Genomic DNA, 21,339 nt, shown 5'->3' on the forward strand with positions numbered 1-21,339 from the left:
CCCCTCGGCGGCGCCTACTGTGGTGCTCAAGCGGCGGGCGCGCCACTCGTCCCCCGAGGCCGGACGCCCGTCGCTGTCAGCATCGGCACACGCCGGGGCGGCCCGCGGAGCGAGCCGTACCGGGCGGGGGCGGGTCCGGCAGGACCGGGAGGGAGAGGGCCATGGCCCAGGCGGTACGGCGCGCGGTCCGCGCGCCCCGGCGGGCGGACGTCCGCCGGAGCCTTCCCGAGCTGCCCGGCCGCCCCGCCGACCGGCGGCACCCACTGGTCGCACTGGCCATGGTGCTGCCCTGCGCGGCCGTCCTGGCCGTCGCCTTCGGCGGCTGGGACGCCGTCGTCACCCAAGCGTCGTCCGTGGCCGGCATGCTGGGGCGCTGAGCGCCCGGGCTCCCGGAAGAGCGGTCCGGGTCGGGGACGGGCCGGCCATAACCCCGTGGGGACGGGGGTGCGGCGGACGGCATGACGGGCCGGGCACCTGGGGAGGTGCCCGGCCCGTCCTTCGTCCGACCGCGCGATACCGCCATGACGCGGCGATACCGCCATGACGTGCGAAAACGGCCGGAGGCCGGAGCTCGAAGCCCCGGCCTCCGGCCGATCGTGGTGCGCGATACTGGGATTGAACCAGTGACCTCTTCCGTGTCAGGGAAGCGCTCTCCCGCTGAGCTAATCGCGCGGGAAGGTCCGCGAGGACCTTGGTGGACGATACTGGGATTGAACCAGTGACCTCTTCCGTGTCAGGGAAGCGCTCTCCCGCTGAGCTAATCGTCCGGGAGGGTGTGCAGCGTGCGCGATACTGGGATTGAACCAGTGACCTCTTCCGTGTCAGGGAAGCGCTCTCCCGCTGAGCTAATCGCGCGGGAAGGCCCGTGAGGACCTTGGTGGACGATACTGGGATTGAACCAGTGACCTCTTCCGTGTCAGGGAAGCGCTCTCCCGCTGAGCTAATCGTCCTTGGAGGTGGAGACGGGATTTGAACCCGTGTAGACGGCTTTGCAGGCCGTTGCCTCGCCTCTCGGCCACTCCACCAGGAGTGCGGGGACCGGGAAGATCCCCTACTCGAGCGGACAACGAGACTCGAACTCGCGACATCCACCTTGGCAAGGTGGTGCTCTACCAACTGAGCTATGTCCGCACGCCCCCTCCGGACCGTGATCCGGAAGTTGCCCCGCCGTTTCGCTTCCGCGTCCCGGCGACGTGTTGAACTCTAGCGGATTCCCGCGCCAGCTCAAATTCCGTTTCCGCAGCGTGCTGCCCCCTTCCTCCGCTCTTCCTCCACCCGGCCCGGGTCCGGGGACCGGCCCATAGACTCGTTGACGTGCACGACCTCCCCCCGATGGCCCGCTTCGGCGGCCTCCTCGCCACCGATCTGCGCGACGTCACCAGTGATCCCGAGGCCCTCGACTCCCGGGGCTGGTGGGCCGTGGTCGCGGGCTTCGAGGGAGACGTGCGGTGCGCCCGCTTCGGCGACGTGCGTCCCGCGCCCCTCCCCGCGCCCGGCCGCTGGCACGGTCCCGCCCCCGACACCTGGACCAGCTCCCTGGACCGGGACGCCTTCATCGCGGGCGTCCGGCGGATCCGCGAGCACATCGCCGCCGGCGAGGTCTACCAGGCCAATCTCTGCCGCGTCCTCGGCGCGCCGCTGCCCGATCCGGACCACGCCGACGTCGACGCCCTCGCCGCCCACCTCGCGGCCGGCAACCCGGCCCCGTACGCCGGCACCGTCCGGCTCCCCGCGCACGGCACCGAGGTGGTCACCGCCTCGCCCGAGCTCTACCTGCGCCGCACCGGCAGCACGGTGGAGTCCGGCCCGATCAAGGGCACCGGCCGCACCGCCGCCGACCTGCTCGACAAGGACCACGCCGAGAACGTGATGATCGTGGACCTGGTCCGCAACGACCTCGGCCGCGTCTGCGCCACCGGATCCGTGACCGTCCCGTCGCTCTGCGCCGTCGAGGAACACCCCGGCCTCGTCCACCTCGTCTCCACCGTCCGCGGCGAGCTCGCCGCGGGCACCGACTGGGCCGGCCTGCTCGCCGCCACCTTCCCGCCCGGCTCGGTCACGGGCGCGCCCAAGGCCAGCGCCCTGGAGATCATCGAACGGCTGGAACGGGGACCGCGCGGCCCCTACTGCGGCGGCATCGGCTGGGTCGACGCCGACCGGGGCACCGGTGAGCTGGCCGTCGGCATCCGCACCTTCTGGATCGACCGCGCCGCCCCCGGCGGACCGGCTCTCCGGTTCGGCACCGGAGCGGGCATCACCTGGGGCTCCGATCCCGAGGGCGAATGGGCCGAGACCGAACTCAAGGCGGCCCGGCTGCTCGCGATAGCGTCGGGCACCCACACCCCGACCGCCCACACTCCGACCGCCGGGAGGCGACGGTGACCGTCTGGCTCAACGGGAAGCTCGTCGAGGACGACGCGGCCCGCGTCTCGGTGTTCGACCACGGTCTGACAGTCGGCGACGGCGTCTTCGAGACCCTCAAGATCGTGGACGGCCGCCCGTTCGCGCTCACCCGGCACCTGGCCCGGCTCGCCGCCTCGGCCCGCGGCCTGGGCCTGCCCGCCCCCGACGCGGACGAGGTCCGCCGCGCCTGCGCGGCCGTCCTCGACGCCCACCCGCTCGCCCTCGGCCGCCTCCGGATCACCCTGACCGGCGGCCTCTCCCCGCTCGGCTCCGAACGGGGCGCCGCCGACACCACCCTCCTCGTCGCCGCCGCGTCCATCGAGCCCCGGCCCGCCGCCACCGCCGTCGTCACCGTCCCGTGGACCCGCAACGAACGCGGCGCGCTCACCGGCGTCAAGTCCACCTCGTACGCCGAGAACGTCGTCGCCCTCGCCCGGGCCAGGGAACAAGGCGCCTCCGAGGCCCTGCTCGCCAACACGGCCGGCGCGCTCTGCGAGGGCACCGCCACCAACGTCTTCGCCGTCCTCGACGGCGAAATCCACACCCCGCCCCTCGCCTCCGGCTGCCTCCCCGGCATCACCCGGGCCCTCGTCCTGGAGTGGACCGGCGCCCGCGAGACCGACCTGCCCATGGGCGTCCTCGACCGCGCCGAGGAGCTCTTCCTGACCTCCAGCCTGCGCGACGTCCAGGCGGTCCACACCCTCGACGGCCGCCGGTTCCCCGCCGCCCCCGGCCCGGTGACCACCGAGGCCATGCGCGTCTTCGCGGAGCGGTCGGCGGCGGACCTCGACCCCTGAACCGAGGCGCGGCCGGGGCCGGCCCGGGCGCGATCGATCCGGTCTTGGGCCGGCCCCGGCCGCGAAAACGCGGCGACACCCGCCCCGGCGCCTGGGTAGAACAGCGGCATGACCACCACCCTGCGCCCCACCGCACCGGAGCAGCGCACCGCCGACGGCCACCGCAGCCGTACGTACGAGATCTGTGTCAACGGCAGGCCCGTCGGTGACGCCGGCCTCAGCACGCACCCCCACTTCGGCCCACAAGCCGGCCGGATAGAGCGGCTCTTCGTCCGGGAGTCCGAGCGCCGCCGGGGCCGGGGGACGGTCGCCGTCCTCGCCGCCGAGGAGGTGCTGCGAGGCTGGGGATGCCGGTGGGTGAGCGTGCGGGTCCCCGCCGGGGACCCCGCCGCGCTCGGCCTGGTGACCGCCCTCGGCTACACCGAGCGCAACCGCAACATGGCCAAGCCGCTGACCACTCCGCCGCCCCTGCCCGCCGGGAGCGCGGCGCGGCCGATGGACGGCGAGGAGTTCCCGGGGTGGCTCGCCAAGGCGCAGGAGGTCTACATCCAGTCGATGACCGAGCGCGGCGTGCCCCGCGCCGAGGCCGAGGCGAAGTCGGAAGCCGATCACGCGTCGTCGTTGCCGCGGGGCCACGCCAGCCCCGGCGTCGCCCTGCGCGTCCTCGCCCATGAGGGCGTCGACGTCGGGACCGTCTGGCTGGGGACGCGTGACGGCATCGCCTACGTCAACGACGTCAAGGTGGCACCGGAGCACCGCGGGCGGGGGCACGGCCGCACCCTGATGCTTGTCGCCGAGCGGGAAGCCCTCGCCATGGGGCACGACCGCATCGGCCTCAACGTCTTCGCCGGCAACACCCCGGCCCTGCGGCTGTACGAGTCCCTGGGCTACGCGCCCACGAACCTGTACTTCCACAAACCGCTGCTCTGAGCAGCGGGGGCGGGTCCTATCCGGCGAGCAGCCGGTCCGCGATCTCCTCGATCCGCTCCCGCAGCCCCTCCTGGCTCTTCCCGCCGTCCAGGCGCTCGCCGTCGATGACGTACGTCGGGGTGCCCGTCACGCCGATCGCCCGGCCCTCGGCCTGGTCGGCGTCGACGATCAGCAGGTGACGGCCGTCGATCAGCGCGGTGTCCACCTCCTCGGCGTCCACTCCCAGCCCGGCCGCCACCTCGGTCAGCAGGGCCTCGCCGCGCTCGCCGAGCTCCCCGGCGCGCGCCAGCACGGCCTCCGCGAACTCCCAGCCGCGGCCCTGCTCGGCCGCCTCCTCGGCGGCCTGCGCGGCGGCGTAGGCGTGCCGGTTCTTCTCCAGCGGGAAGTGCCGCAGCCGGATCTCCAGCCGGTCGCCGTAGCGGGCCCGCAGGGCCCGCAGGTCGTCCAGGGCGGTGTGGCAGTCGGTGCACTGGAGGTCGCACCAGACGTCCAAGACGACGGGGGCGGCGGACGAGGGGGCGGTGGAAAGGGAGTCGGTCTCGCTCATGGGCCCAGTCTCCCAGCCCGGGCGGGAGCGCGGAGCCGCCGGGGGGGACTCCGACCTGAGGAGGAGAGCCCCCAGGGGAGGACCCGGACTTCTCCCTGATCCCGGCCCCCCGTCGTGGCTTCCGGGCCGTCGCCCGGTGCAGGATGGACGCAGAAGCCCATCATCGGCAGGAGGACCGGATGCTGACCTCGACCGTGTGCGCCGCGGTGTCCGCGGGCGGACTGGGCATCGCCCTGCTGACGGCCTACCGCAAGCGCTTCCTCGCCGCGACCCGCATCGCGGCCTTCGCTCTGATCCCGATCGGCCTCGTCATGACCGGGATCATCGACTGGGTCACCGACCTGGTCTTCAAGCCGACCGTGTGGGCCGGTTTCGGCGTCCTCGCGCTCTCCGCTCTGCTCTTCCTGGTGAGCCGGGCCGCCGAGCGGCGCGGCGCCGGGGGCCACCCCCTGCCCTCGGCCGGCGGCCCGGACGCCCTGGCGCCCGGCGCTTCCGCCCCCGCCGTCGGAGCGGGCGCCGGCCGGCCCGAAGAGCGTCCCAAGGGGCGCTCGAAGACGAAGGGGCGGAAGGATACCGGAGGAGAGTTCGACGACATCGAGGCAATCCTCAAAAAGCACGGGATCTGACGAACACCTCCACACGATCGGCCCGTTGACGGAACGGGCTGCGCCATGATCTGCCGGAGATGAACGACGAACCGGCCGAGCTGACCGCAGAACCGACCGCAGACCTGTCCGCCCTGAACGACCTCGCCCTGAACGACCTCGACCTGAGCGATCTCGACCTGAGCGACCTCGGCGACCTCGCCAAGGAACCACGAGGCTGCCTCTTCGCCCTCTCCCAGCCGCCCCTGATGCTGTTCCTCACCTTCGTGGCGACGCTGATCCTGGTGACAGCGGTCCACGACCTCTACCGGTGGTGAGCGGTGGACAGCCCGTTCAGCCGGCCGCGCCGCGCCGCCGCGCCCGGTACGCGGCGACGTGCAGACGGTTGCCGCAGGTCCGGCCGTCGCAGTAGCGGCGGGACCGGTTCCGTGAAAGGTCCACGAAGGCCCGCCCGCAGCCCGGCGCGCCGCAGCGGCGCAGCCGTTCCCGCTCGCCCGCCACCAGGAGGAACGCCAGGGCCATCCCGCCGTCGGCGGCCAGATGCTGGGCGAGGGAGGCCCCCGGCGCGAAGTAGTGCACGTGCCAGTCGTAGCCGTCGTGGTCGGTGAGCCGGGGCGTGGTGCCCGCCTTCGCGACGAGGGCGTTGAGGAGCTCGGCGGCCTCCGCGGTGGCCTCGGTGTCGAAGACCTGTGCGAAACGCCCCCGGAGCTCCCGTACGGCGCGCAGATCGCCCTCGTCCAGTTGTCCCACCCCGCTGATGTCGTGCCGCGCGACGAAGTCCCGCAGCGCCGCCAGGTCCGCCAGGCCGTCGCCCTCGCCGGCTCCCGGCGTCCCCGGCGCTCCGGGGGCCGGCGGCCCGGCGGGGGCGCTGTTGAGCAGGTCGACGACGGCGTCGAGCGCGCACCGGGTGTCGTGATTGATCAGCACGGTTGGTTCGCTCCCTGGCCCGGCCGGTGGGGCGGCAACTTGTTCGACGGTGGCCACCGACCTTACTGGCTGCCGGGCGAACGCCACACGGCCGCGGCGTCGGCCACGGTGGATTCCGTGGCGACGGCGCGGCCGTGCTGCCGGATGCGAGGGACGTATCAGCGGGACGGGACGCGCGCCGCCTCCCCGAGTGGGCGGCGCGCAGGGACCGGACCTCCTGGTGTGGACCTCCTCAGCTCTCCGCCAGGATGTGGGAGAGCTCGGTGTCCAGGTCGAAGTGCCGGTGCTCGGTGCCGGGCGGGACGGCGGCGTCGGTCCGCTTCAGGAACGACTCCAGGGCTCGCGCGGGAGCCTCCAGCAGGGCCTCGCCCTCGGGAGAGCTGAGCGCGATGCACACGACGCCCTGACCGTGGCTGCGGGACGGCCAGACGCGGACGTCGCCGGTGCCGGTGGGCCGGTGCAGGCCCTCGGCGAGCAGGTCCCGGGCGAAGACCCACTCGACCGTTTCCTCGGCTCCGGTGTGGAAGGTGGCGTGTACGGCATACGGATCGGAAGTGTCGTACCGCAGACCTGCGGGTACAGGCAGTGACGATTCGCTCGACACAACGAGGCGCAGGTGCAGCTCACAGCTGACCGTGGTGTTCATAAGCGCCAGGGCCTTTCGCTCAGTGTGCGCTCGGGGATTCGCACGTCGGCGAAATCGACATGCCACCTACGGTGCCGTTGTAAACCCCTCTGACCGTTTTGGGACTCTTCGGATACCTCGTACGGCCGACCCGGCGCGCTCCGCGTACGGCCGTACCGGTGAGTTCCGTCAAGTGCGCGCCGCGCCTCCTTCATCACCGAGGGTGACAGCGCCCAGTGGCCCCCGGTCGGGGCCGGAAGATGGTTCTGGGCACCGTCTGACATGCGGTAATGTTTGCGGTGCGCCCGGGCGATTAGCTCAGCGGGAGAGCGCTTCGTTCACACCGAAGAGGTCACTGGTTCGATCCCAGTATCGCCCACATCCCACCCGTGGTCCGCGAGGCAATGCTTCGTGGACCACGGGTGTTTTGTCGTGCCCCGGTCCCGCCCCTTCGCCGTTTCCTGGGGCTGCGCCCCAGACCCCCTTGTCCTCAAACGCCGGACGGGCTGAATCAGCCCGTTGGGGGCACCCCCTCTGGGGGAGTTTGAGGACAGCGCGCGCAGCGCGCTTCGGGGGTGCGGGGGCTGGCCCCCGCAAGAAACGGTGAAAGGGCGGGACAGGGGCACACCCCTCCGGCCCCTCGGCCGGAATTTGATGGAGGGCCGCTCCGGCCTGTATTGTTCAGTGCGTTCCCGGGGGAAACCCCGAGAAACTCCCGGGCGATTAGCTCAGCGGGAGAGCGCTTCGTTCACACCGAAGAGGTCACTGGTTCGATCCCAGTATCGCCCACACACCGCGAGGCCGGTCCTTCACCAGAAGGACCGGCCTCGCGTCGTCGTACCGGGCGCCGCACGCCGCGGGCTCACGCCGCGGACGGCAGCTCCGCCCGCAGCGGCCACGCGGGATCGCACTGCTCCTCCGAGCCGTTCCTGGCGAACCACGCCTGGAGCCCGCGCGCCTGCGCCGCGTGCCACACCGCCTGCCGGGCGTGCAGCTCGGTCATGCTCAGCCGTTCCAGCCGGACCGCGAACCGCCGGCCTATCGCCCGGGCCACCGCCATCGCGGCCGTCGCGTCCGCCGCCGCCTCGTGAGCGCCCGTCAGCTCCACCCCGTACTGGGCGCACAGGTCCGACAGGGTCCGGCGGCCCTTGCGGTACCGGTCCAGGTGCTTGTCGAGCACCCAGGGGTCGAGGACGCACAGCGACGAGGCGCCCAGGTATGCCGCGAGCGACGTGGCCCGGTGCCGGCGCAACTCCCGGTCCAGCAGGGTCAGGTCGAACGGCGCGTTCATCACGACCAGGGGGACCCCCGCCGCCGCCTGCTCGGCCAGTGCCCGTGCCACCTCCTCCATCACCGGCGCCGGCCACCGTCCGAACCGCTGGAGGTGGGTGTCCGTCAGCCCGTGTATCGCCGTGGCGCCCTCCGGCACCGGGACGCCCGGATCGACCAGCCAACGGGTGACCGCCGGCGAGGCCCCCGCCCGTGACTGGGCCACGAGGGCCGCGGACACGATGCGGTCGTGCTCGACGTCCACCCCGGTGGTCTCCGTGTCGAAGGCGGCGAGCGGCCCTTCGAACCAGCTCGGCATGTCACAACTCCTCGCGCTTGACCGTAATTTGGCGTGAATCCCCTCCCTCCGTCGAGTGATACCCGGTCTCGGTGCGCCCCGAACCGCCCTTGTTTGCGAAGGAGTTCGGGTGGAGACAACAGCGGTGTACCCACCGAAGGACGTGCTCCCGGAAGGTGTTTCGGACATGGCCCTCACGCGGCCCGATCCGGCCGTTCCGGCCGGCGGGCCCCCGCGCGCCGACGGGCGGCGGCCTCCGCCCGGTCCCGCCCCGCCCCGCCGCGGCGCCCTGGCCACCACCGCCTGCATGGAGACGCTCCAGATCGGCCATCTGCACGCCGTCGCCGCGGCGGCGGGCTGCACCCTCGCGCAGCCCTTCCCCGACCACGGCATCGACTGGCACCTCAGCCACACCGCCCCCGGTCACACCACGGACGACGAGGTCACCATCAAGGTGCAGTTGAAAGCCACCTACCAGCTTCCGCCCCGCCCGCCCGGCGCCACCTTCCCCTTCACGCTCGACAACGAACACCTCGTCAAACTCGCCCGCACCCCCGTGGCCGTCCACCGCATCCTCGTCGTCATGCTCGTCCCCCGCGCCAGGGACGACTGGGTCCACGCCGGCCACGACCGGCTCGCCGTCCGGCACTGCTGTTACTGGACCAACCTCGCCGGCCACCCGGTCACCGGCCGGCACAGAACCACCGTGCGGATCCCCACCGCGCACGTCTTCGACGACCACGCCCTCTGCGAGATCATGACGCGCGTCGGGGCGGGAGGGAGACCCTGATGCGACCGCCGGCCGACGCACCCCGCCCCCGCGGCCCCGACGTCCCCGCCGACCCCGTCGTTCTCGCGGCCCTGCTGGACCGCCACGGCTGGCGGCGCCACGGCGGAGCCGCCGGTCCCTACGGCCGCTGGACGCCGCCCCCGCCGAGCGGATCCGGCGGACCCAGCCTCCTCGTGCCGGACGACCCCGCCCTCCCCGACAGCGCCGACCTCCTCGCCGAGGCCCGCACCGCCCTGGAACGCTGCGCCGACCCCACCGCCCGCCATATCCTGCTCGCCCTCGGCACGCCGGGCGACGAGATCCACTGCGAACGCCGGGCGCCCGCCCCCGACGCGGACTGGGCCGCACAGGACCGGCTGCGCGCCGGTGTCCGCGCCCTGCTCACCGCCGGCGCGCTGGCGGCCCGCGCGGCCGCCGGTCACCACGGCGCCCGCCACCGCCGCACGGCCGAGGCCGCCCTCGACGGGCTGCTGCTCGGCCCCCGGTGCTCCGCCCGCGAACTGACCGTCCTGGCCCCGCTCGGCCCCGACCGCCCCTACGGACGCCCGGCGGTGACCGCCCTGCTCACCGCGTTGAACGCCGCGCGCGACGCCACCGACTACCAGCGCGCCACCGGACGTACCGACGCGTTCGCCGCGGCCGTGCGCGCGGGCGTCTGCCGGGAGCTGACCGACGCCCTCGTCGCCCTGGTCGGCGGGGCCGAGGGGATCCGCGTCCGGTTCCACTGGGCCCCGGCCGCCGGGCCGCCGCCCGGGCGTCCGGCCCGTCCCGAGCCGGTGGAGTTCTCCCCCGGGGACCTGCCCGCCCTGCGCGCCGCGAGCGCCCGCTACCGCCACGACGAACCCGCCGTCCCCGTCCGCCTCACCGGCACCGTGACGCACCTGTGGCGCGAGGCCCCGGGCGAAGGCGGCACCGTACGGCTCCGGGTGCTCTCCGGGGCGGACGTGGGGGAGGTCCGCGTCGAACTCGGCGAGGCGGACTACCGCGCCGCTGGCCGCGCCCACCTGGCGGGCCGGCCCGTGCGCCTCGACGGCCGCCTGGAGGGCCGCGGCGGTTTCCGCCGGCTCGCCGACGCCGGGGGAGTGCTGCCCCTGCCGGTGGACGAGGCCGAGCGGGAGCGGCTGCTCAAGGCCCTGAACACGGGCCCGGAAGGCTTCCGGGGCCCGGACGGCGACGGCGCCTGACCGTTTGGCGGCCCGGGCGCCGGGCTCGGTACGATTCAGACGCGCAGCGTCCGCTGCCGCGTCCCACAGTCAGGAGAGTCCGGTGTCAGACGTCCGTGTGATCATCCAACGCGATTCCGAGCGGGAAGAGCGCGTGGTGACGACGGGCACCACCGCGGCCGACCTCTTCGCCGGCGAGCGCACGATCGTCGCCGCGCGGGTGGCGGGTGAGCTGAAGGACCTGGCGTACACGGTCGCGGACGGCGACGAGGTGGAGCCGGTCGAGATCTCGTCCCAGGACGGTCTCGACATCCTCCGCCACTCGACCGCGCACGTCATGGCGCAGGCCGTGCAGGAGCTCTTCCCCGAGGCCAAGCTGGGCATCGGCCCGCCGGTCAAGGACGGCTTCTACTACGACTTCGACGTCGAGAAGCCGTTCACCCCCGACGATCTCAAGCTCATCGAGAAGAAGATGCAGGAGATCCAGAAGCGGGGCCAGCGCTTCTCCCGCCGCGTCGTCACCGACGAGGCCGCCCGTGAGGAACTCGCCGACGAGCCCTACAAGCTGGAGCTGATCGGCCTCAAGGGCTCCGCCTCCCAGGAGGACGGCGCCAACGTCGAGGTGGGCGCCGGCGAGCTCACCATCTACGACAACCTGGACGCGAAGACCGGCGAGCTGTGCTGGAAGGACCTCTGCCGGGGCCCGCACCTGCCGACCACCCGGTTCATCCCGGCGTTCAAGCTGATGCGCAACGCCGCCGCCTACTGGCGCGGCAGCGAGAAGAACCCCATGCTCCAGCGCATCTACGGCACCGCCTGGCCGACGAAGGACGAGCTGAAGGCGCACCTGGAGTTCCTGGCCGAGGCCGAGAAGCGGGACCACCGCCGCCTCGGCTCCGAGCTGGACCTCTTCTCCATCCCGGAGCAGATCGGTTCCGGCCTGGCGGTCTTCCACCCCAAGGGCGGCATCATCCGCCGGGTCATGGAGGACTACTCGCGCCGCCGGCACGAGGAGGAGGGGTACGAGTTCGTCTACACCCCGCACGCCACCAAGGCGAAGCTCTTCGAGACCTCGGGCCACCTGGACTGGTACGCCGACGGCATGTACCCGGCCATGCAGCTCGACGAGGGCGTGGACTACTACCTCAAGCCCATGAACTGCCCCATGCACAACCTGATCTTCGACGCGCGGGGCCGCTCGTACCGTGAGCTCCCCCTGCGGTTCTTCGAGTTCGGGACCGTGTACCGGTACGAGAAGTCGGGCGTCGTGCACGGCCTGACCCGGGCCCGGGGCTTCACCCAGGACGACGCGCACATCTACTGCACCCGCGAGCAGATGGCGGAGGAGCTGGACCGGACGCTGACCTTCGTCCTGGACCTGCTGCGCGACTACGGCCTGAACGACTTCTACCTGGAGCTCTCCACCAAGGACCCCGAGAAGTTCGTCGGGTCGGACGAGGCGTGGGAGGAGGCCACCGAGACCCTGCGCAAGGTCGCCGAGAAGCAGGGCCTGGAGCTCGTCGCCGACCCGGGCGGCGCGGCCTTCTACGGCCCGAAGATCTCGGTGCAGGCGAGGGACGCGATCGGCCGTACCTGGCAGATGTCGACGATCCAGCTCGACTTCAACCTGCCGGAGCGGTTCGAGCTGGAGTACACCTCGGCGGACGGCACCAAGCAGCGTCCGGTCATGATCCACCGTGCGCTGTTCGGTTCGATCGAGCGCTTCTTCGCGGTGCTGCTGGAGCACTACGCGGGCGCCTTCCCGGCGTGGCTGGCCCCGGTGCAGGCGACCGGCATCCCGATCGGCGACGCGCACGTCGACTACCTGCGGGAGTTCGCCGCCGAGGCGAAGAGGAAGGGCCTCCGGGTGGAGGTGGACGCCTCCTCGGACCGGATGCAGAAGAAGATCCGCAACGCCCAGAAGTCCAAGGTCCCGTTCATGATCATCGCCGGTGACGAGGACGTGGCCAACGGCGCCGTCTCCTTCCGCTACCGCGACGGTTCGCAGAAGAACGGCATCCCGAAGGACGAGGCCCTGGCCGAGCTGCTCGACGTCGTGGAGCGCCGCGTCCAGGTGTGACACGCTCCGGAGTGCGGTGGAGGGGCGGCCCCACGGGGCCGCCCCTCGCCGCGTCCTCCTCGGGGAATATGCTGCTCACCATGACGAGTGAGCCGGAGCAGCAGATCGGAGTCGGGTCCCCGGACGCCTTCCAGCGCCTGTGGACGCCCCATCGGATGGCCTACATCCAGGGGGAGAACAAGCCGACCGGCCCCGGTGCCGGCGACGGCTGCCCCTTCTGCTCCATTCCGGAGAAGTCCGACGAGGACGGGCTGATCATCGCCCGGGGCGAGCGCGTCTACGCCGTGCTCAACCTCTACCCGTACAACGGTGGCCACCTCATGGTCGTCCCGTTCCGGCACGTCGCCGACTACACGGAGCTCGACGAGGCGGAGACGGCCGAGCTGGCCGACTTCACCAAGCGGGCGATGCGGGCGCTGCGGGAGGCGTCGGGGGCGCACGGGTTCAACATCGGGATGAACCAGGGCGGCGTCGCGGGAGCGGGGATCGCCGCGCACCTGCACCAGCACGTCGTCCCCCGTTGGGGCGGGGACACCAATTTCCTCCCGGTCATCGGCCACACCAAGGTGCTGCCCCAACTCCTGGCGGACACGCGGAAGATGCTCGCCGACGCCTGGCCGAAGGGCTGACCTCCCGGGTCCCGGGCGGGGGTGCGGCGGGGACACGCGCCGACCCCATGAGCCGAAAATCACCCCAAATCCGGACAAAAAAGCTCTAATGGTGCGGTGACCTTCCCGCATCGCCGTACCGTGCTGCGCGCAGCCGCGAGCGGTGTCCTCGCCGGACTGGCGGGGGCACCGCTCGTCGGCTGTGACGAGGAGCGGCGGACCGCCGGCGAGGGCGCCCGGCCCAGCGCACGGGTGTCCGAACGGCCGGCTCCGTCCGGACCGCCCGGCCCGGCCGGCCGCCTGCCCGCCCTGCCGCCCCTGCCGGCCGGACTGCCGGAACAGATCGAGAACGGGCCCCGCGACCGTGACGCCGTCGCCCTCACCTTCCACGGCCGGGGCGACGCGGCCACCGCGACCGGCTGTCTGACCGAGGCCGAACGGGCCGGGGCGCGGGTGACCGTCCTGGCGGTGGGGGACTGGCTGGACGCCCAGCCGGGACTGGCCCGCCGGGTGCTCGACGGCGGGCACGAGCTCGGCAACCACACCATGCGCCACCTGGACATCTGCTCGATGAGCGCCGAGGCCGCGTACGCCGAGATCACCGAGTGCGCGGAGCGGCTGCGCCGGCTGACCGGCGGGATCGGACGCTGGTTCCGGCCGTCGAAGACGCGGCTCGCCACGGACCAGGTGGTGCGGCTGGCGCGCAGGGCGGGGTACCCGCACATCCTGTCGTACGACGTCGACTCCCTCGACTTCACCGATCCGGGCGCGGCGGCCGTGGGGCGTGCCGTACTGGACGAGGTGCGTCCGGGGTCGGTGGTGAGTCTGCACTTCGGGCACGCCGGCACGGTGGCCGCGCTGCCCGCGATCCTCGACGGCCTGCACCGCCGCGGTCTGCGCGCGGTGACGACTTCGGAGCTGCTGACCTGATGATCCAGTTCTCGCACGTCCGTTCCCGTCCCCGCCTTCGTCCCGGTGACCGTCCCCGCCCGCGCCGGCTGCCCCGCGGGCTCCGCCGCATCGCGGTGCTCACCGCCGGCGGGGTGCTGATGGCCGCGGCCGGCTGCGGCGGCGGCAGCAGCGACGAGGCCGCGGGCCGCCGTCCGCACCAGGAGCAGCGGCAGGGGGCGGCGGCCCCGAAGGTGCCACAGGGGCTGCCGGGGATGCCGCCCCTGCTCGACCCGCACGACGTGTACGCCGCCGACCGGCCGAACGCGCTGTCCCCGGTGGTGAAGGACTTCCCGTCCCGGGTGTACGTGCCCAACACGGAGTCGGACACGGTCAGCGTCATCGACCCCAAGACGTACAAGGTGATCGAGACGATCCCGGTGGGATCGCAGCCGCAGCACGTGGTGCCGTCCTGGGACCTGAAGACGCTGTGGGTCAACAACGACCGGGGACACACGCTGACCCCGATCGACCCGGCGACGGGCAGGGCCGGCAAGACCGTGCCCGTCCACGACCCGTACAACCTCTACTTCACGCCGGACGGCAAGTACGCCGTGGTGATGGCGTCGATGGACCGGGAGCTGGTGTTCCGGGACGCCCACACGATGAAGCGGAAGAAGACCGTCCCGGTGAGCTGCCTGGGCGTCAACCACGCGGACTTCTCACCGGACGGGCGGTACTTCATCGTCTCGTGCGAGTTCTCGGGCGAGCTGCTCAAGGTCGACACGGAGAAGATGAAGGTCATCGGCCAGCAGAAGCTGCCCTTCGACGGGGCGATGCCACAGGACGTGAAGATCGCCTCGGACGGGCGGACCTGGTACATCGCCGACATGATGGCGGACGGGCTGTGGGTGCTGGACGGCGACAAGTTCACCGAGCCGTGGCTGATGCCCACCGGCAAGGGGGCGCACGGCCTGTACGTGAGCCGGGACTCCAAGTCGATGTACATCTCCAACCGGGGCGAGGGATCGATCTCGGTGCTGGACCTGAAGAGCCGCAAGCTGGTGCACAAGTGGGAGCTGCCGGACGGCGGCAGCCCGGACATGGGCGGGGTGTCGGCGGACGGCAAGGTGCTCTGGCTGTCCGGGCGGTACAACAGCGAGGTGTACGCGATCGACACCACGGACGGGCACCAGATCGCGCGCATCCCGGTGGGCGCGGGACCGCACGGGCTCGCCGTCTACCCGCAGCCCGGCCGCTACTCGCTGGGGCACACCGGGATCTTCCGGTGAGAACCCCCGCGCCCCCGGGCCTAGGCGTTGTAGACGTCGGCCTGACGGGGTGACAGGTCCTGGACGGCGCCGCTCAGGTTGCCGGCGCGGTTGCTGAAGCGCTCGGTGTCCACCCCGTGTTCGGCGAGGAAACGCACGGCGGTCTCGTGCACCACGCGGAGCACGGGGGTGGCGGCCCGCAGGGCGTCGTCGGCCATGAAGCGGTGGCGCCAGGGCTTGTCCGCCCACGCGTGCCGCAGACCGAAGGGCTCGGGCAGGACCAGCTTGCCGCCCCAGTACTCCAGCAGCGGCGGGTACCAGGTGAGCGGGGCGCGGGCGGCCAGCCGGACCACCTCGCGGGTCTCCACCACGGGAAGCCGGCGCTCCCAGGTCTCCCAGAACTTGACTCCCTTGCGGAAGGTCTTGGTGCGGTTCTTCGGCTTGCCGTTGAAGACGGGGTGGATCGGGCCGAGAGCGTGGCCGGTGACCTCGATGCGCAGCGTCTTGTGCAGCACAGTGACGTTGATCAGCAGGGTGATGACCAACTGGCCGTCCCACAGGACGAACTGCACGCCGAGGTAGTGACGGTCGCCGCTGCCGAAGTGCTGCTCGTTGCAGATCTTCTGCAGCGCGGCGCCCCTTATCTGGAAGGACGCGTCCGCGCCGGCGGGCCGGGAGACGGCGCCCGCGCCCTCGCCGATGGGGGAGACCACCCAGTGCTCGACGAACGGCGGAGTCAGGCCCCCGGTGTTGATGGGGGTGCGCTCCAGCAGGCGCAACTGGTCGTGGACCGCCCGCATGATGTCCCAACTGCGGAAGGGGTGGATCTCCTTGCCGGGGTCGGCGGGGGTCAGCTCCTCGGCCAACTGCCAGCTTCCCCAGCGGGTGCCCATGCCGAGTATGCCCTTGGGGCCGGCGTAGAAGACGATGTTGCTCTTCTGCTCGGCGGACAGGCGCTCCAGGTTCTGCCGGAGCTGTTCCGCGGCGCTCTCGCCGGGGTTCCGCGGCACGGCCTCGGGGATCTTGGCGCCGATGCCGCCGCCGTCCAGCAGGCCGGTCCAGCGGCCGCGCAGGTCCTTGGCGGTGCGTTCGCAGATGGTCTTGGCCCAGGCCCAGCCGATGATCGGGGCGACCATCATGGCCCGGAGGTAGACGCCGAGGAAGCCGTCGAAGGGCATCTTGACCATGAGGACCGCGCCGAGCACGGCCAGCACCAGCAGGAGGGCGCCCCCCAGGGCGCCGACCCGCTTGTCCTGCGCGCCGGCGAGCGTACGGCGGAGCTGGAAGACGCCGAGCCAGATCAGGACGCCGGGCAGGAAGAGGACGCCGAAGACCAGCATGATGACCGTCAGCCGGGCGTCGCGCAGCCTGCGGATGCGGCTGGCGGCGAGGCAGTGCTCGACGATGACCTGCGGTTCCATCCCGAAGGACTGGATGAGGGGCTTCCGGCCGCCGCCGAGCATGCGCTGCTGCACCGCCCGGGCGAACGCCTCGCCGAGGTTGGGCTCGAAGAGGGCGATGCGGGGCGGTTTGACGGAGGACGTGGCCCACTCCGAGTTGGCCTTGAGGAGCTCCTCCATCGGCCCGTCGCGGTAGGCGGCGGAGGCGAGCGCCTGCGTCGCCGCGGTCTGCCCCGCCCCGCCCGAGATGGGGACCTGGGCGCCCGGGCTGAAGTCGAACCCGTCTGTCACTGATGCCCCCCAAGGCGCACGCCGCTGCTGCGACGGCCCCGACCTGCCGTCCCGCCCCGCTCGTTGACCGGTGCGGTGGACGCCGGAGGGCCGCCTGCCCAGCCTAACGGTGCGGACCGTCGCCTGTCGCAGCGGATGGGAAAGCCGCCCACTCCGGAACGAGTTGGAGTGGGCGGCTTGTGAACTATGCTCCGGTCTGCTGCTGTTCGCGCACCCGCTCGGCGACCTGCGGCGGCATCGGCTCGTGCCGCGCGTAGCAGCGGCTGAACCGGCCCGTGCCGTGCGACAGCGACCGCAGGTCCACCGCGTACCGGCCGATCTCCAACTCCGGCACCTCGGCGCGGATCAGCGTCCGGCCGCCCGGCGACTGCTCGGTGCCCACCACCCGGCCGCGCCGCCCGGACAGATCGCTCATCACCGGGCCCACGAACTCGTCGGCCACCAGCACCCGCACGTCGGCGACCGGCTCCAGCAGGTGCACCCGGGCCGCGGCGGCGGCCTCGCGCAGGGCGAGGGCACCGGCGGTCTGGAACGCCGCGTCGGACGAGTCCACCGAGTGCGCCTTGCCGTCGAGGAGCGTCACCCGGACGTCCACCAGCGGACAGCCCGCGACGACGCCCTTCGCCGCCTGCGCCCGCACCCCCTTCTCCACGGAGGGGATGAACTGGCGCGGCACCGCGCCGCCGACCACCTTGTCCACGAACTCGATACCGGAACCGCCCGGCAGCGGCTCCACCTCGATCTCGCAGATCGCGAACTGGCCGTGCCCGCCGGACTGCTTGACGTGCCGGCCGCGCCCGGCCGCCTTGCCGCCGAACGTCTCGCGCAGCTCCACCCGGTGCGGCACCACGTCGACCTGGACGCCGTAGCGGGTGCGCAGCCGCTCCAGCGCCACGTCCCGGTGGGCCTCGCCCAGACACCAGAGCACCACCTGATGGGTGTGCCGGTTGTGCTCCAGCCGCATCGTGGGGTCCTCCGCGACCAGCCGGGACAGCCCCTGGGACAGCTTGTCCTCGTCCGCCTTGCTGTGCGCCTGGATGGCCACCGGAAGCAGCGGGTCCGGCATCAGCCAGGGCTCCATGCGCAGCGGCCGGGCGGGGGAGGAGAGGGTGTCACCGGTCTCGGCGCGCACCAGCTTGGCGACGCTGACGATGTCGCCGGCGACGGCCTGGGGGAGCGGCCGCTGGTGTTTGCCGAAGGGCGACGAGAGGGCGCCGACCCGTTCGTCCGCCTCGTGGTCCTCGTGCCCCCGGTCGGCCAGGCCGTGGCCGGACACGTGGACGGTCTCGTCGGGGCGGAGGGTGCCGGAGAAGACGCGCACGAGCGAGATCCGGCCGACGTAGGGGTCGGACGCGGTCCTGATCACCTCGGCCGCGAGCGGACCGGCCGGGTCGCACGTCAACGGAGGCCGCGAGGTGCCGTCGAGCCCGGTGACGGCGGGGATCTCGCGCTCGGCCGGGGTGGGGAAGCCACCGGTGACCAGCTCCAGCAGCTCCACCGTGCCCAGGCCCTGGCGGGCGCCGTCGACCGCGGGGGCGGCGGGCAGCACGGGGTGGAAGGAGCCGCGCGCCACGGCCCGTTCCAGATCCTCGATCAGGGTCTTGACGTCGATGTCCTCGCCGGAGAGGTAGCGGTCCATGAGGGTCTCGTCCTCGCTCTCGGCGATGATCCCCTCGATGAGCCGGTTGCGGGCGGTCTCCAGCACCGGCAGCAGGTCCGGGCCGGGCTCGGCCTCGGCGCGCTCGCCGGCCGCGTAGTCGAAGACGCGGCGGGAGAGCAGCCCGGTCAGACCCGTGACCGACCGGTGCCCGTCGGGTCCCTCGGGGCCGTGCACCGGCAGGTAGAGCGGCAGCACGCTCTCGGGGGAGTCGCCGCCGAAGGCGGCGCGGCAGGTCTCCGTCATCGCGTCGAAGTCCGCCCGCGCCGCCTCCAGGTGCGTCACCACGATCGCGCGCGGCATGCCCACGGCCGCGCACTCCTCCCACAGGGCCCGGGTGGCACCGGAGACACCCTCGCCGCCCTCCGCCGCCGAGACCACGAACAGCGCGGCGTCGGCCGCCCGCAGCCCGGCCCGCAGCTCACCGACGAAGTCGGCGTACCCCGGGGTGTCCAGCAGATTGATCCTGATGCCGGCCCACTCCACCGGGACCACCGACAACTGCACCGAGCGCTGCTGGCGGTGCTCGATCTCGTCGTAGTCGGAGAGGGCGGCGCCGTCCTCGACCCGGCCCGCGCGGGTGACCGCGCCGGTGGCCAGGGCCAGTGCCTCCACGAGGGTCGTCTTGCCGGAACCGCTGTGGCCGACCAGTACCACGTTCCGTAGGTCGCCGGGCCGGTCGGCCGCCGCTGCTCTGCCCGCGGCCCCGGGATGACCGGCGTGGTTCGTCTTCTCGCCCATGTGCCTCGCCTTCCGGTTGACACCTGCGATCCTTCGAGCTTTCCACCGTGGTCACGCTGCGTCCATATGTCGCACACGGTGGCGCGACCGCCCGCCCCGGCGCGCGCCGCCTCCGGCGCTCCCCGGGGGAGCGCGGCCATTCGGGTGGCGCGCTCCCTCCGCGCGCCGGGGGCGCGGGACCGGCGGGAGCTCCGGAACGGAGAGGGGCGGGGGCGGCGTCGGGGTCCGGGACGCCGGTGGAGTGATCCGTGCCATGGCCGAGGTGTGCGACGCGGGCGCGGCGGGCCACCGCGGCCTGGCTACGATGGGCCAGCCGGTGGCCCTTCGGCCACGCGGCCCGCACACGACCCTCCGGGAAGGCCATGCTGAACAAGTACGCGCGTGCGTTCTTCACGCGTGTTCTCACGCCGTTCGCCGCCCTGCTCATCCGCCTCGGCGTCAGTCCCGACGCGGTGACCCTCATCGGTACCGGTGGTGTGGTGGCGGGAGCGCTGGTCTTCTACCCCATGGGCGAGTTCTTCTGGGGCACGGTCACCATCACCCTCTTCGTCTTCTCCGACCTGGTCGACGGCAACATGGCGCGGCAGCTCGGCCGCTCCAGCCGGTGGGGGGCGTTCCTCGACTCCACGCTGGACCGGGTCGCCGACGCGGCCATCTTCGGCGGTCTCGCCCTGTGGTACGCGACCTACGAGGGGCACAGCATCATGCTGTGCGCGGTGTCGATCTTCTGCCTCGCCAGCGGCCAGGTGGTGTCGTACACCAAGGCCCGCGGCGAGAGCATCGGCCTTCCGGTGAAGGTCAACGGCCTGGTCGAGCGCGCCGAGCGGCTCGTCATCTCCCTGGTGGCCTGCGGGCTCTCCGGACTGCACAAGTTCGGCGTCCCCGGCATCCAGGTGCTGCTGCCCATCGCGCTGTGGATCGTGGCCGCCGGCAGTTTCGTGACACTGATCCAGCGTGTGGTGACCGTCCGCCGGGAGGCGGCCGAGGCGGACGCCGCGCTGGTGGGAGGGGGAGAGACCGGGTGAAGGACGAGCTGACGGACGCCCTGTACGGGCTGGGGTGGGGCGCCGTCAAGCGGCTCCCGGAACCGGTGGCGACGCGGCTCGGCCGCGAGATCGCCGACGTCGCCTGGCGGCGGCGCGGCAAGGGCGTACTCCGGCTGGAGGCCAACCTCGCCCGGGTCGTCCCCGACGCCTCGCCCGCCCGCCTCGCCCGCCTCTCCCGGGAGGGCATGCGCTCCTACATGCGCTACTGGATGGAGTCCTTCCGGCTGCCGGCCTGGAGCCGCGAGCGGATCCGCACCGGCTTCGCGCCCGAGGGGCTGCACCACTTGGAGAAGGCGCTGGACGCCGGACGCGGCGTCATCCTCGCCCTGCCTCACATGGGCAACTACGACCTCGCCGGGGCCTGGGTCACCACCCGGCTCGGCGTGCCCTTCACCACCGTCGCGGAGCGGCTGAAGCCCGAGTCGCTGTACGACCGCTTCGTCGCCTACCGCGAAGGCCTCGGCATGGAGGTCCTTCCGCACGCCGGGGGCACCGCCTTCGGCGTCCTCTCCCGCAGGCTCCGCGCCGGCGGCCTGGTCTGCCTGGTCGCCGACCGGGACCTGTCCGCCCACGGCATAGAGGTCTCCTTCTTCGGCGAGCCGGCCAAGATGCCCGGCGGGCCGGCCCGGCTGGCCGTCCAGACCGGTGCCGTCCTGCTGCCGGTCACCCTCTGGTACGACCGCTCCCCGGTGCTCCAGGGGCGGGTGCACCCGCCCGTCGAGGTCCCGGAGACGGGCACCCGGCCGGAGAAGGCCGCCGCGATGACCCAGTCCCTGGCCGACGCGTTCGCCGAGGGCATCGCCGAGCACCCGCAGGACTGGCACATGCTCCAGCGGCTCTGGCTCGCCGACCTGTCCCCGGCGGGGGGCGGACCCCGTACGGACTCCGGCTCGCGGTCCGGCCCTGACTCGCGTCCTGCCGAGGGCGGACGTCCCGGTCCTGGCTTGCGTGCTGCCGACGGCGAAGGTCCCGGTCCTGGCTTGCGTCCTGCCGACGGCGGACG

General features: G+C 72.7%; 19 protein-coding genes, 8 tRNA genes and 1 pseudogene. 16 read left to right on the top strand and 12 right to left on the bottom strand.

Annotation, left to right across the window (positions count from 1 at the left end):
* Positions 1-161: 161 nt before the first annotated feature.
* Positions 162-377: a hypothetical protein gene (locus tag ACZ6X9_RS17650; RefSeq protein WP_469778902.1), complete on the top strand. Its 216-nt coding sequence runs from the start codon at positions 162-164 to the stop codon at positions 375-377.
* A 220-nt stretch (positions 378-597) separates the two neighbouring features.
* Here ACZ6X9_RS17650 and ACZ6X9_RS17655 read toward each other — a convergent pair.
* The 6 genes from ACZ6X9_RS17655 to ACZ6X9_RS17680 form a co-directional block, all read right to left on the bottom strand.
* Positions 598-672 (bottom strand) — tRNA-Val (locus tag ACZ6X9_RS17655).
* A 20-nt stretch (positions 673-692) separates the two neighbouring features.
* Positions 693-767 (bottom strand) — tRNA-Val (locus ACZ6X9_RS17660).
* 16 nt (positions 768-783) lie between these two features.
* Positions 784-855 (bottom strand) — tRNA-Val (locus tag ACZ6X9_RS17665).
* A 20-nt stretch (positions 856-875) separates the two neighbouring features.
* Positions 876-950, bottom strand: a tRNA-Val gene (locus ACZ6X9_RS17670).
* Position 951: 1 nt separating this feature from the next.
* Positions 952-1,025 (bottom strand) — tRNA-Cys (locus ACZ6X9_RS17675).
* 33 nt (positions 1,026-1,058) lie between these two features.
* Positions 1,059-1,131, bottom strand: a tRNA-Gly gene (locus ACZ6X9_RS17680).
* Positions 1,132-1,314: 183 nt separating this feature from the next.
* Between ACZ6X9_RS17680 and ACZ6X9_RS17685 the strand changes: the two genes are divergently transcribed.
* The 3 genes from ACZ6X9_RS17685 to ACZ6X9_RS17695 all read left to right on the top strand — a co-directional run bounded on the left by ACZ6X9_RS17685 (position 1,315) and on the right by ACZ6X9_RS17695 (position 4,130).
* Entirely contained in the window at positions 1,315-2,382 is a 1,068-nt protein-coding gene (locus tag ACZ6X9_RS17685; protein ID WP_469778903.1) for a chorismate-binding protein, read from the top strand.
* The gene (locus tag ACZ6X9_RS17690) at positions 2,379-3,200 is read left to right on the top strand and encodes an aminotransferase class IV (protein WP_469778904.1); all 822 of its coding nucleotides are present in this window, start codon (positions 2,379-2,381) and stop codon (positions 3,198-3,200) included. Before ACZ6X9_RS17685 ends, ACZ6X9_RS17690 begins: the two co-directional genes overlap by 4 nt.
* 108 nt (positions 3,201-3,308) lie before the next feature.
* A complete protein-coding gene (locus ACZ6X9_RS17695) occupies positions 3,309-4,130 on the top strand; it encodes a GNAT family N-acetyltransferase (protein WP_469778905.1) in 822 nt (273 codons plus the stop codon).
* 16 nt (positions 4,131-4,146) lie between these two features.
* On the opposite strand, the gene ACZ6X9_RS17700 is transcribed toward ACZ6X9_RS17695, so the two are convergent.
* The gene (locus tag ACZ6X9_RS17700) at positions 4,147-4,677 is read right to left on the bottom strand and encodes a DsbA family protein (protein WP_469778906.1); all 531 of its coding nucleotides are present in this window, start codon (positions 4,675-4,677) and stop codon (positions 4,147-4,149) included.
* A gap of 179 nt (positions 4,678-4,856) precedes the next feature.
* On the opposite strand from ACZ6X9_RS17700, the gene ACZ6X9_RS17705 reads away from it, so the two are divergent.
* Positions 4,857-5,303, top strand: coding sequence for a hypothetical protein (locus ACZ6X9_RS17705; RefSeq protein ID WP_469778907.1), 447 nt, complete (start codon positions 4,857-4,859; stop codon positions 5,301-5,303).
* A gap of 59 nt (positions 5,304-5,362) precedes the next feature.
* Complete coding sequence (locus ACZ6X9_RS17710; protein ID WP_469779202.1) at positions 5,363-5,599, top strand: hypothetical protein; 237 nt, start codon at positions 5,363-5,365, stop codon at positions 5,597-5,599.
* A 16-nt stretch (positions 5,600-5,615) separates the two neighbouring features.
* On the opposite strand, the gene ACZ6X9_RS17715 is transcribed toward ACZ6X9_RS17710, so the two are convergent.
* Both ACZ6X9_RS17715 and ACZ6X9_RS17720 read right to left on the bottom strand, forming a co-directional pair.
* A complete protein-coding gene (locus ACZ6X9_RS17715) occupies positions 5,616-6,209 on the bottom strand; it encodes a CGNR zinc finger domain-containing protein (RefSeq protein WP_469778908.1) in 594 nt (197 codons plus the stop codon).
* Positions 6,210-6,441: 232 nt separating this feature from the next.
* Complete coding sequence (locus ACZ6X9_RS17720; RefSeq protein ID WP_004942301.1) at positions 6,442-6,855, bottom strand: SsgA family sporulation/cell division regulator; 414 nt, start codon at positions 6,853-6,855, stop codon at positions 6,442-6,444.
* A gap of 286 nt (positions 6,856-7,141) precedes the next feature.
* Between ACZ6X9_RS17720 and ACZ6X9_RS17725 the strand changes: the two genes are divergently transcribed.
* Positions 7,142-7,213: transfer RNA gene (locus ACZ6X9_RS17725), tRNA-Val, on the top strand.
* Between the two features lie 338 nt (positions 7,214-7,551).
* Positions 7,552-7,623: transfer RNA gene (locus ACZ6X9_RS17730), tRNA-Val, on the top strand.
* 73 nt (positions 7,624-7,696) lie between these two features.
* Here the strand turns inward: ACZ6X9_RS17730 and ACZ6X9_RS17735 are convergent.
* Positions 7,697-8,422, bottom strand: coding sequence for an exonuclease domain-containing protein (locus ACZ6X9_RS17735; protein WP_469778909.1), 726 nt, complete (start codon positions 8,420-8,422; stop codon positions 7,697-7,699).
* 166 nt (positions 8,423-8,588) lie between these two features.
* Here ACZ6X9_RS17735 and ACZ6X9_RS17740 point away from each other — a divergent pair, with 166 nt between their 5' ends.
* The 6 genes from ACZ6X9_RS17740 to ACZ6X9_RS17765 all read left to right on the top strand — a co-directional run bounded on the left by ACZ6X9_RS17740 (position 8,589) and on the right by ACZ6X9_RS17765 (position 15,222).
* The gene (locus ACZ6X9_RS17740) at positions 8,589-9,191 is read left to right on the top strand and encodes a DUF4365 domain-containing protein (RefSeq protein WP_469778910.1); all 603 of its coding nucleotides are present in this window, start codon (positions 8,589-8,591) and stop codon (positions 9,189-9,191) included.
* Positions 9,191-10,375, top strand: a complete 1,185-nt coding sequence (locus ACZ6X9_RS17745; RefSeq protein ID WP_469778911.1) for a hypothetical protein — start codon at positions 9,191-9,193, stop codon at positions 10,373-10,375. Before ACZ6X9_RS17740 ends, ACZ6X9_RS17745 begins: the two co-directional genes overlap by 1 nt.
* Before the next feature lie 82 nt (positions 10,376-10,457).
* A complete protein-coding gene (gene thrS, locus ACZ6X9_RS17750) occupies positions 10,458-12,434 on the top strand; it encodes a threonine--tRNA ligase (protein WP_469778912.1) in 1,977 nt (658 codons plus the stop codon).
* A 68-nt stretch (positions 12,435-12,502) separates the two neighbouring features.
* Complete coding sequence (locus ACZ6X9_RS17755) at positions 12,503-13,063, top strand: HIT family protein (RefSeq protein ID WP_469778913.1); 561 nt, start codon at positions 12,503-12,505, stop codon at positions 13,061-13,063.
* Between the two features lie 96 nt (positions 13,064-13,159).
* On the top strand, positions 13,160-13,972 hold the full coding sequence (locus ACZ6X9_RS17760; RefSeq protein ID WP_469778914.1) for a polysaccharide deacetylase family protein: 813 nt from the start codon (positions 13,160-13,162) through the stop codon (positions 13,970-13,972).
* Positions 13,972-15,222 carry a YVTN family beta-propeller repeat protein gene (locus ACZ6X9_RS17765; protein WP_469778915.1) on the top strand — a complete coding sequence of 417 codons (1,251 nt, stop codon included), beginning with the start codon at positions 13,972-13,974 and terminating at the stop codon, positions 15,220-15,222. Before ACZ6X9_RS17760 ends, ACZ6X9_RS17765 begins: the two co-directional genes overlap by 1 nt.
* A gap of 20 nt (positions 15,223-15,242) precedes the next feature.
* Here the strand turns inward: ACZ6X9_RS17765 and ACZ6X9_RS17770 are convergent, their stop codons facing one another.
* Positions 15,243-16,892 carry a hypothetical protein gene (locus ACZ6X9_RS17770; RefSeq protein WP_469778916.1) on the bottom strand — a complete coding sequence of 550 codons (1,650 nt, stop codon included), beginning with the start codon at positions 16,890-16,892 and terminating at the stop codon, positions 15,243-15,245.
* A 184-nt stretch (positions 16,893-17,076) separates the two neighbouring features.
* Positions 17,077-19,290 (bottom strand): elongation factor G-like protein EF-G2, encoded by a 2,214-nt coding sequence (locus tag ACZ6X9_RS17775; RefSeq protein WP_469778917.1) that lies wholly within the window; start codon positions 19,288-19,290, stop codon positions 17,077-17,079.
* 362 nt (positions 19,291-19,652) lie between these two features.
* On the opposite strand from ACZ6X9_RS17775, the gene pgsA reads away from it, so the two are divergent.
* Both pgsA and ACZ6X9_RS17785 read left to right on the top strand, forming a co-directional pair.
* A complete protein-coding gene (pgsA, locus tag ACZ6X9_RS17780; protein WP_469778918.1) occupies positions 19,653-20,315 on the top strand; it encodes a phosphatidylinositol phosphate synthase in 663 nt (220 codons plus the stop codon).
* Positions 20,312-21,232: pseudogene (locus tag ACZ6X9_RS17785) on the top strand (phosphatidylinositol mannoside acyltransferase); the annotation flags it as partial. The gene pgsA and the pseudogene ACZ6X9_RS17785, both read left to right, overlap by 4 nt.
* Between the last annotated feature and the right edge of the window lie 107 nt (positions 21,233-21,339).

The sequence above is a fragment of the Streptomyces sp. NPDC052910 genome, assembly GCF_055585605.1.

Bases quoted from the DNA above. Each gene is read 5' to 3' on its own strand.
- ACZ6X9_RS17755 (WP_469778913.1), top strand. From the start codon at position 12,503: ATGCTGCTCACCATGACGAGTGAGCCGGAGCAGCAGATCGGAGTCGGG.
- ACZ6X9_RS17765 (WP_469778915.1), top strand. From the start codon at position 13,972: ATGATCCAGTTCTCGCACGTCCGTTCCCGTCCCCGCCTTCGTCCCGGT.
- ACZ6X9_RS17710 (WP_469779202.1), top strand. From the start codon at position 5,363: ATGAACGACGAACCGGCCGAGCTGACCGCAGAACCGACCGCAGACCTG.
- ACZ6X9_RS17695 (WP_469778905.1), top strand. From the start codon at position 3,309: ATGACCACCACCCTGCGCCCCACCGCACCGGAGCAGCGCACCGCCGAC.
- ACZ6X9_RS17740 (WP_469778910.1), top strand. From the start codon at position 8,589: ATGGCCCTCACGCGGCCCGATCCGGCCGTTCCGGCCGGCGGGCCCCCG.
- ACZ6X9_RS17705 (WP_469778907.1), top strand. From the start codon at position 4,857: ATGCTGACCTCGACCGTGTGCGCCGCGGTGTCCGCGGGCGGACTGGGC.
- ACZ6X9_RS17745 (WP_469778911.1), top strand. From the start codon at position 9,191: ATGCGACCGCCGGCCGACGCACCCCGCCCCCGCGGCCCCGACGTCCCC.
- ACZ6X9_RS17700 (WP_469778906.1), bottom strand. From the start codon at position 4,677: ATGAGCGAGACCGACTCCCTTTCCACCGCCCCCTCGTCCGCCGCCCCC.
- pgsA (WP_469778918.1), top strand. From the start codon at position 19,653: ATGCTGAACAAGTACGCGCGTGCGTTCTTCACGCGTGTTCTCACGCCG.
- ACZ6X9_RS17720 (WP_004942301.1), bottom strand. From the start codon at position 6,855: ATGAACACCACGGTCAGCTGTGAGCTGCACCTGCGCCTCGTTGTGTCG.
- ACZ6X9_RS17650 (WP_469778902.1), top strand. From the start codon at position 162: ATGGCCCAGGCGGTACGGCGCGCGGTCCGCGCGCCCCGGCGGGCGGAC.
- ACZ6X9_RS17735 (WP_469778909.1), bottom strand. From the start codon at position 8,422: ATGCCGAGCTGGTTCGAAGGGCCGCTCGCCGCCTTCGACACGGAGACC.
- ACZ6X9_RS17775 (WP_469778917.1), bottom strand. From the start codon at position 19,290: ATGGGCGAGAAGACGAACCACGCCGGTCATCCCGGGGCCGCGGGCAGA.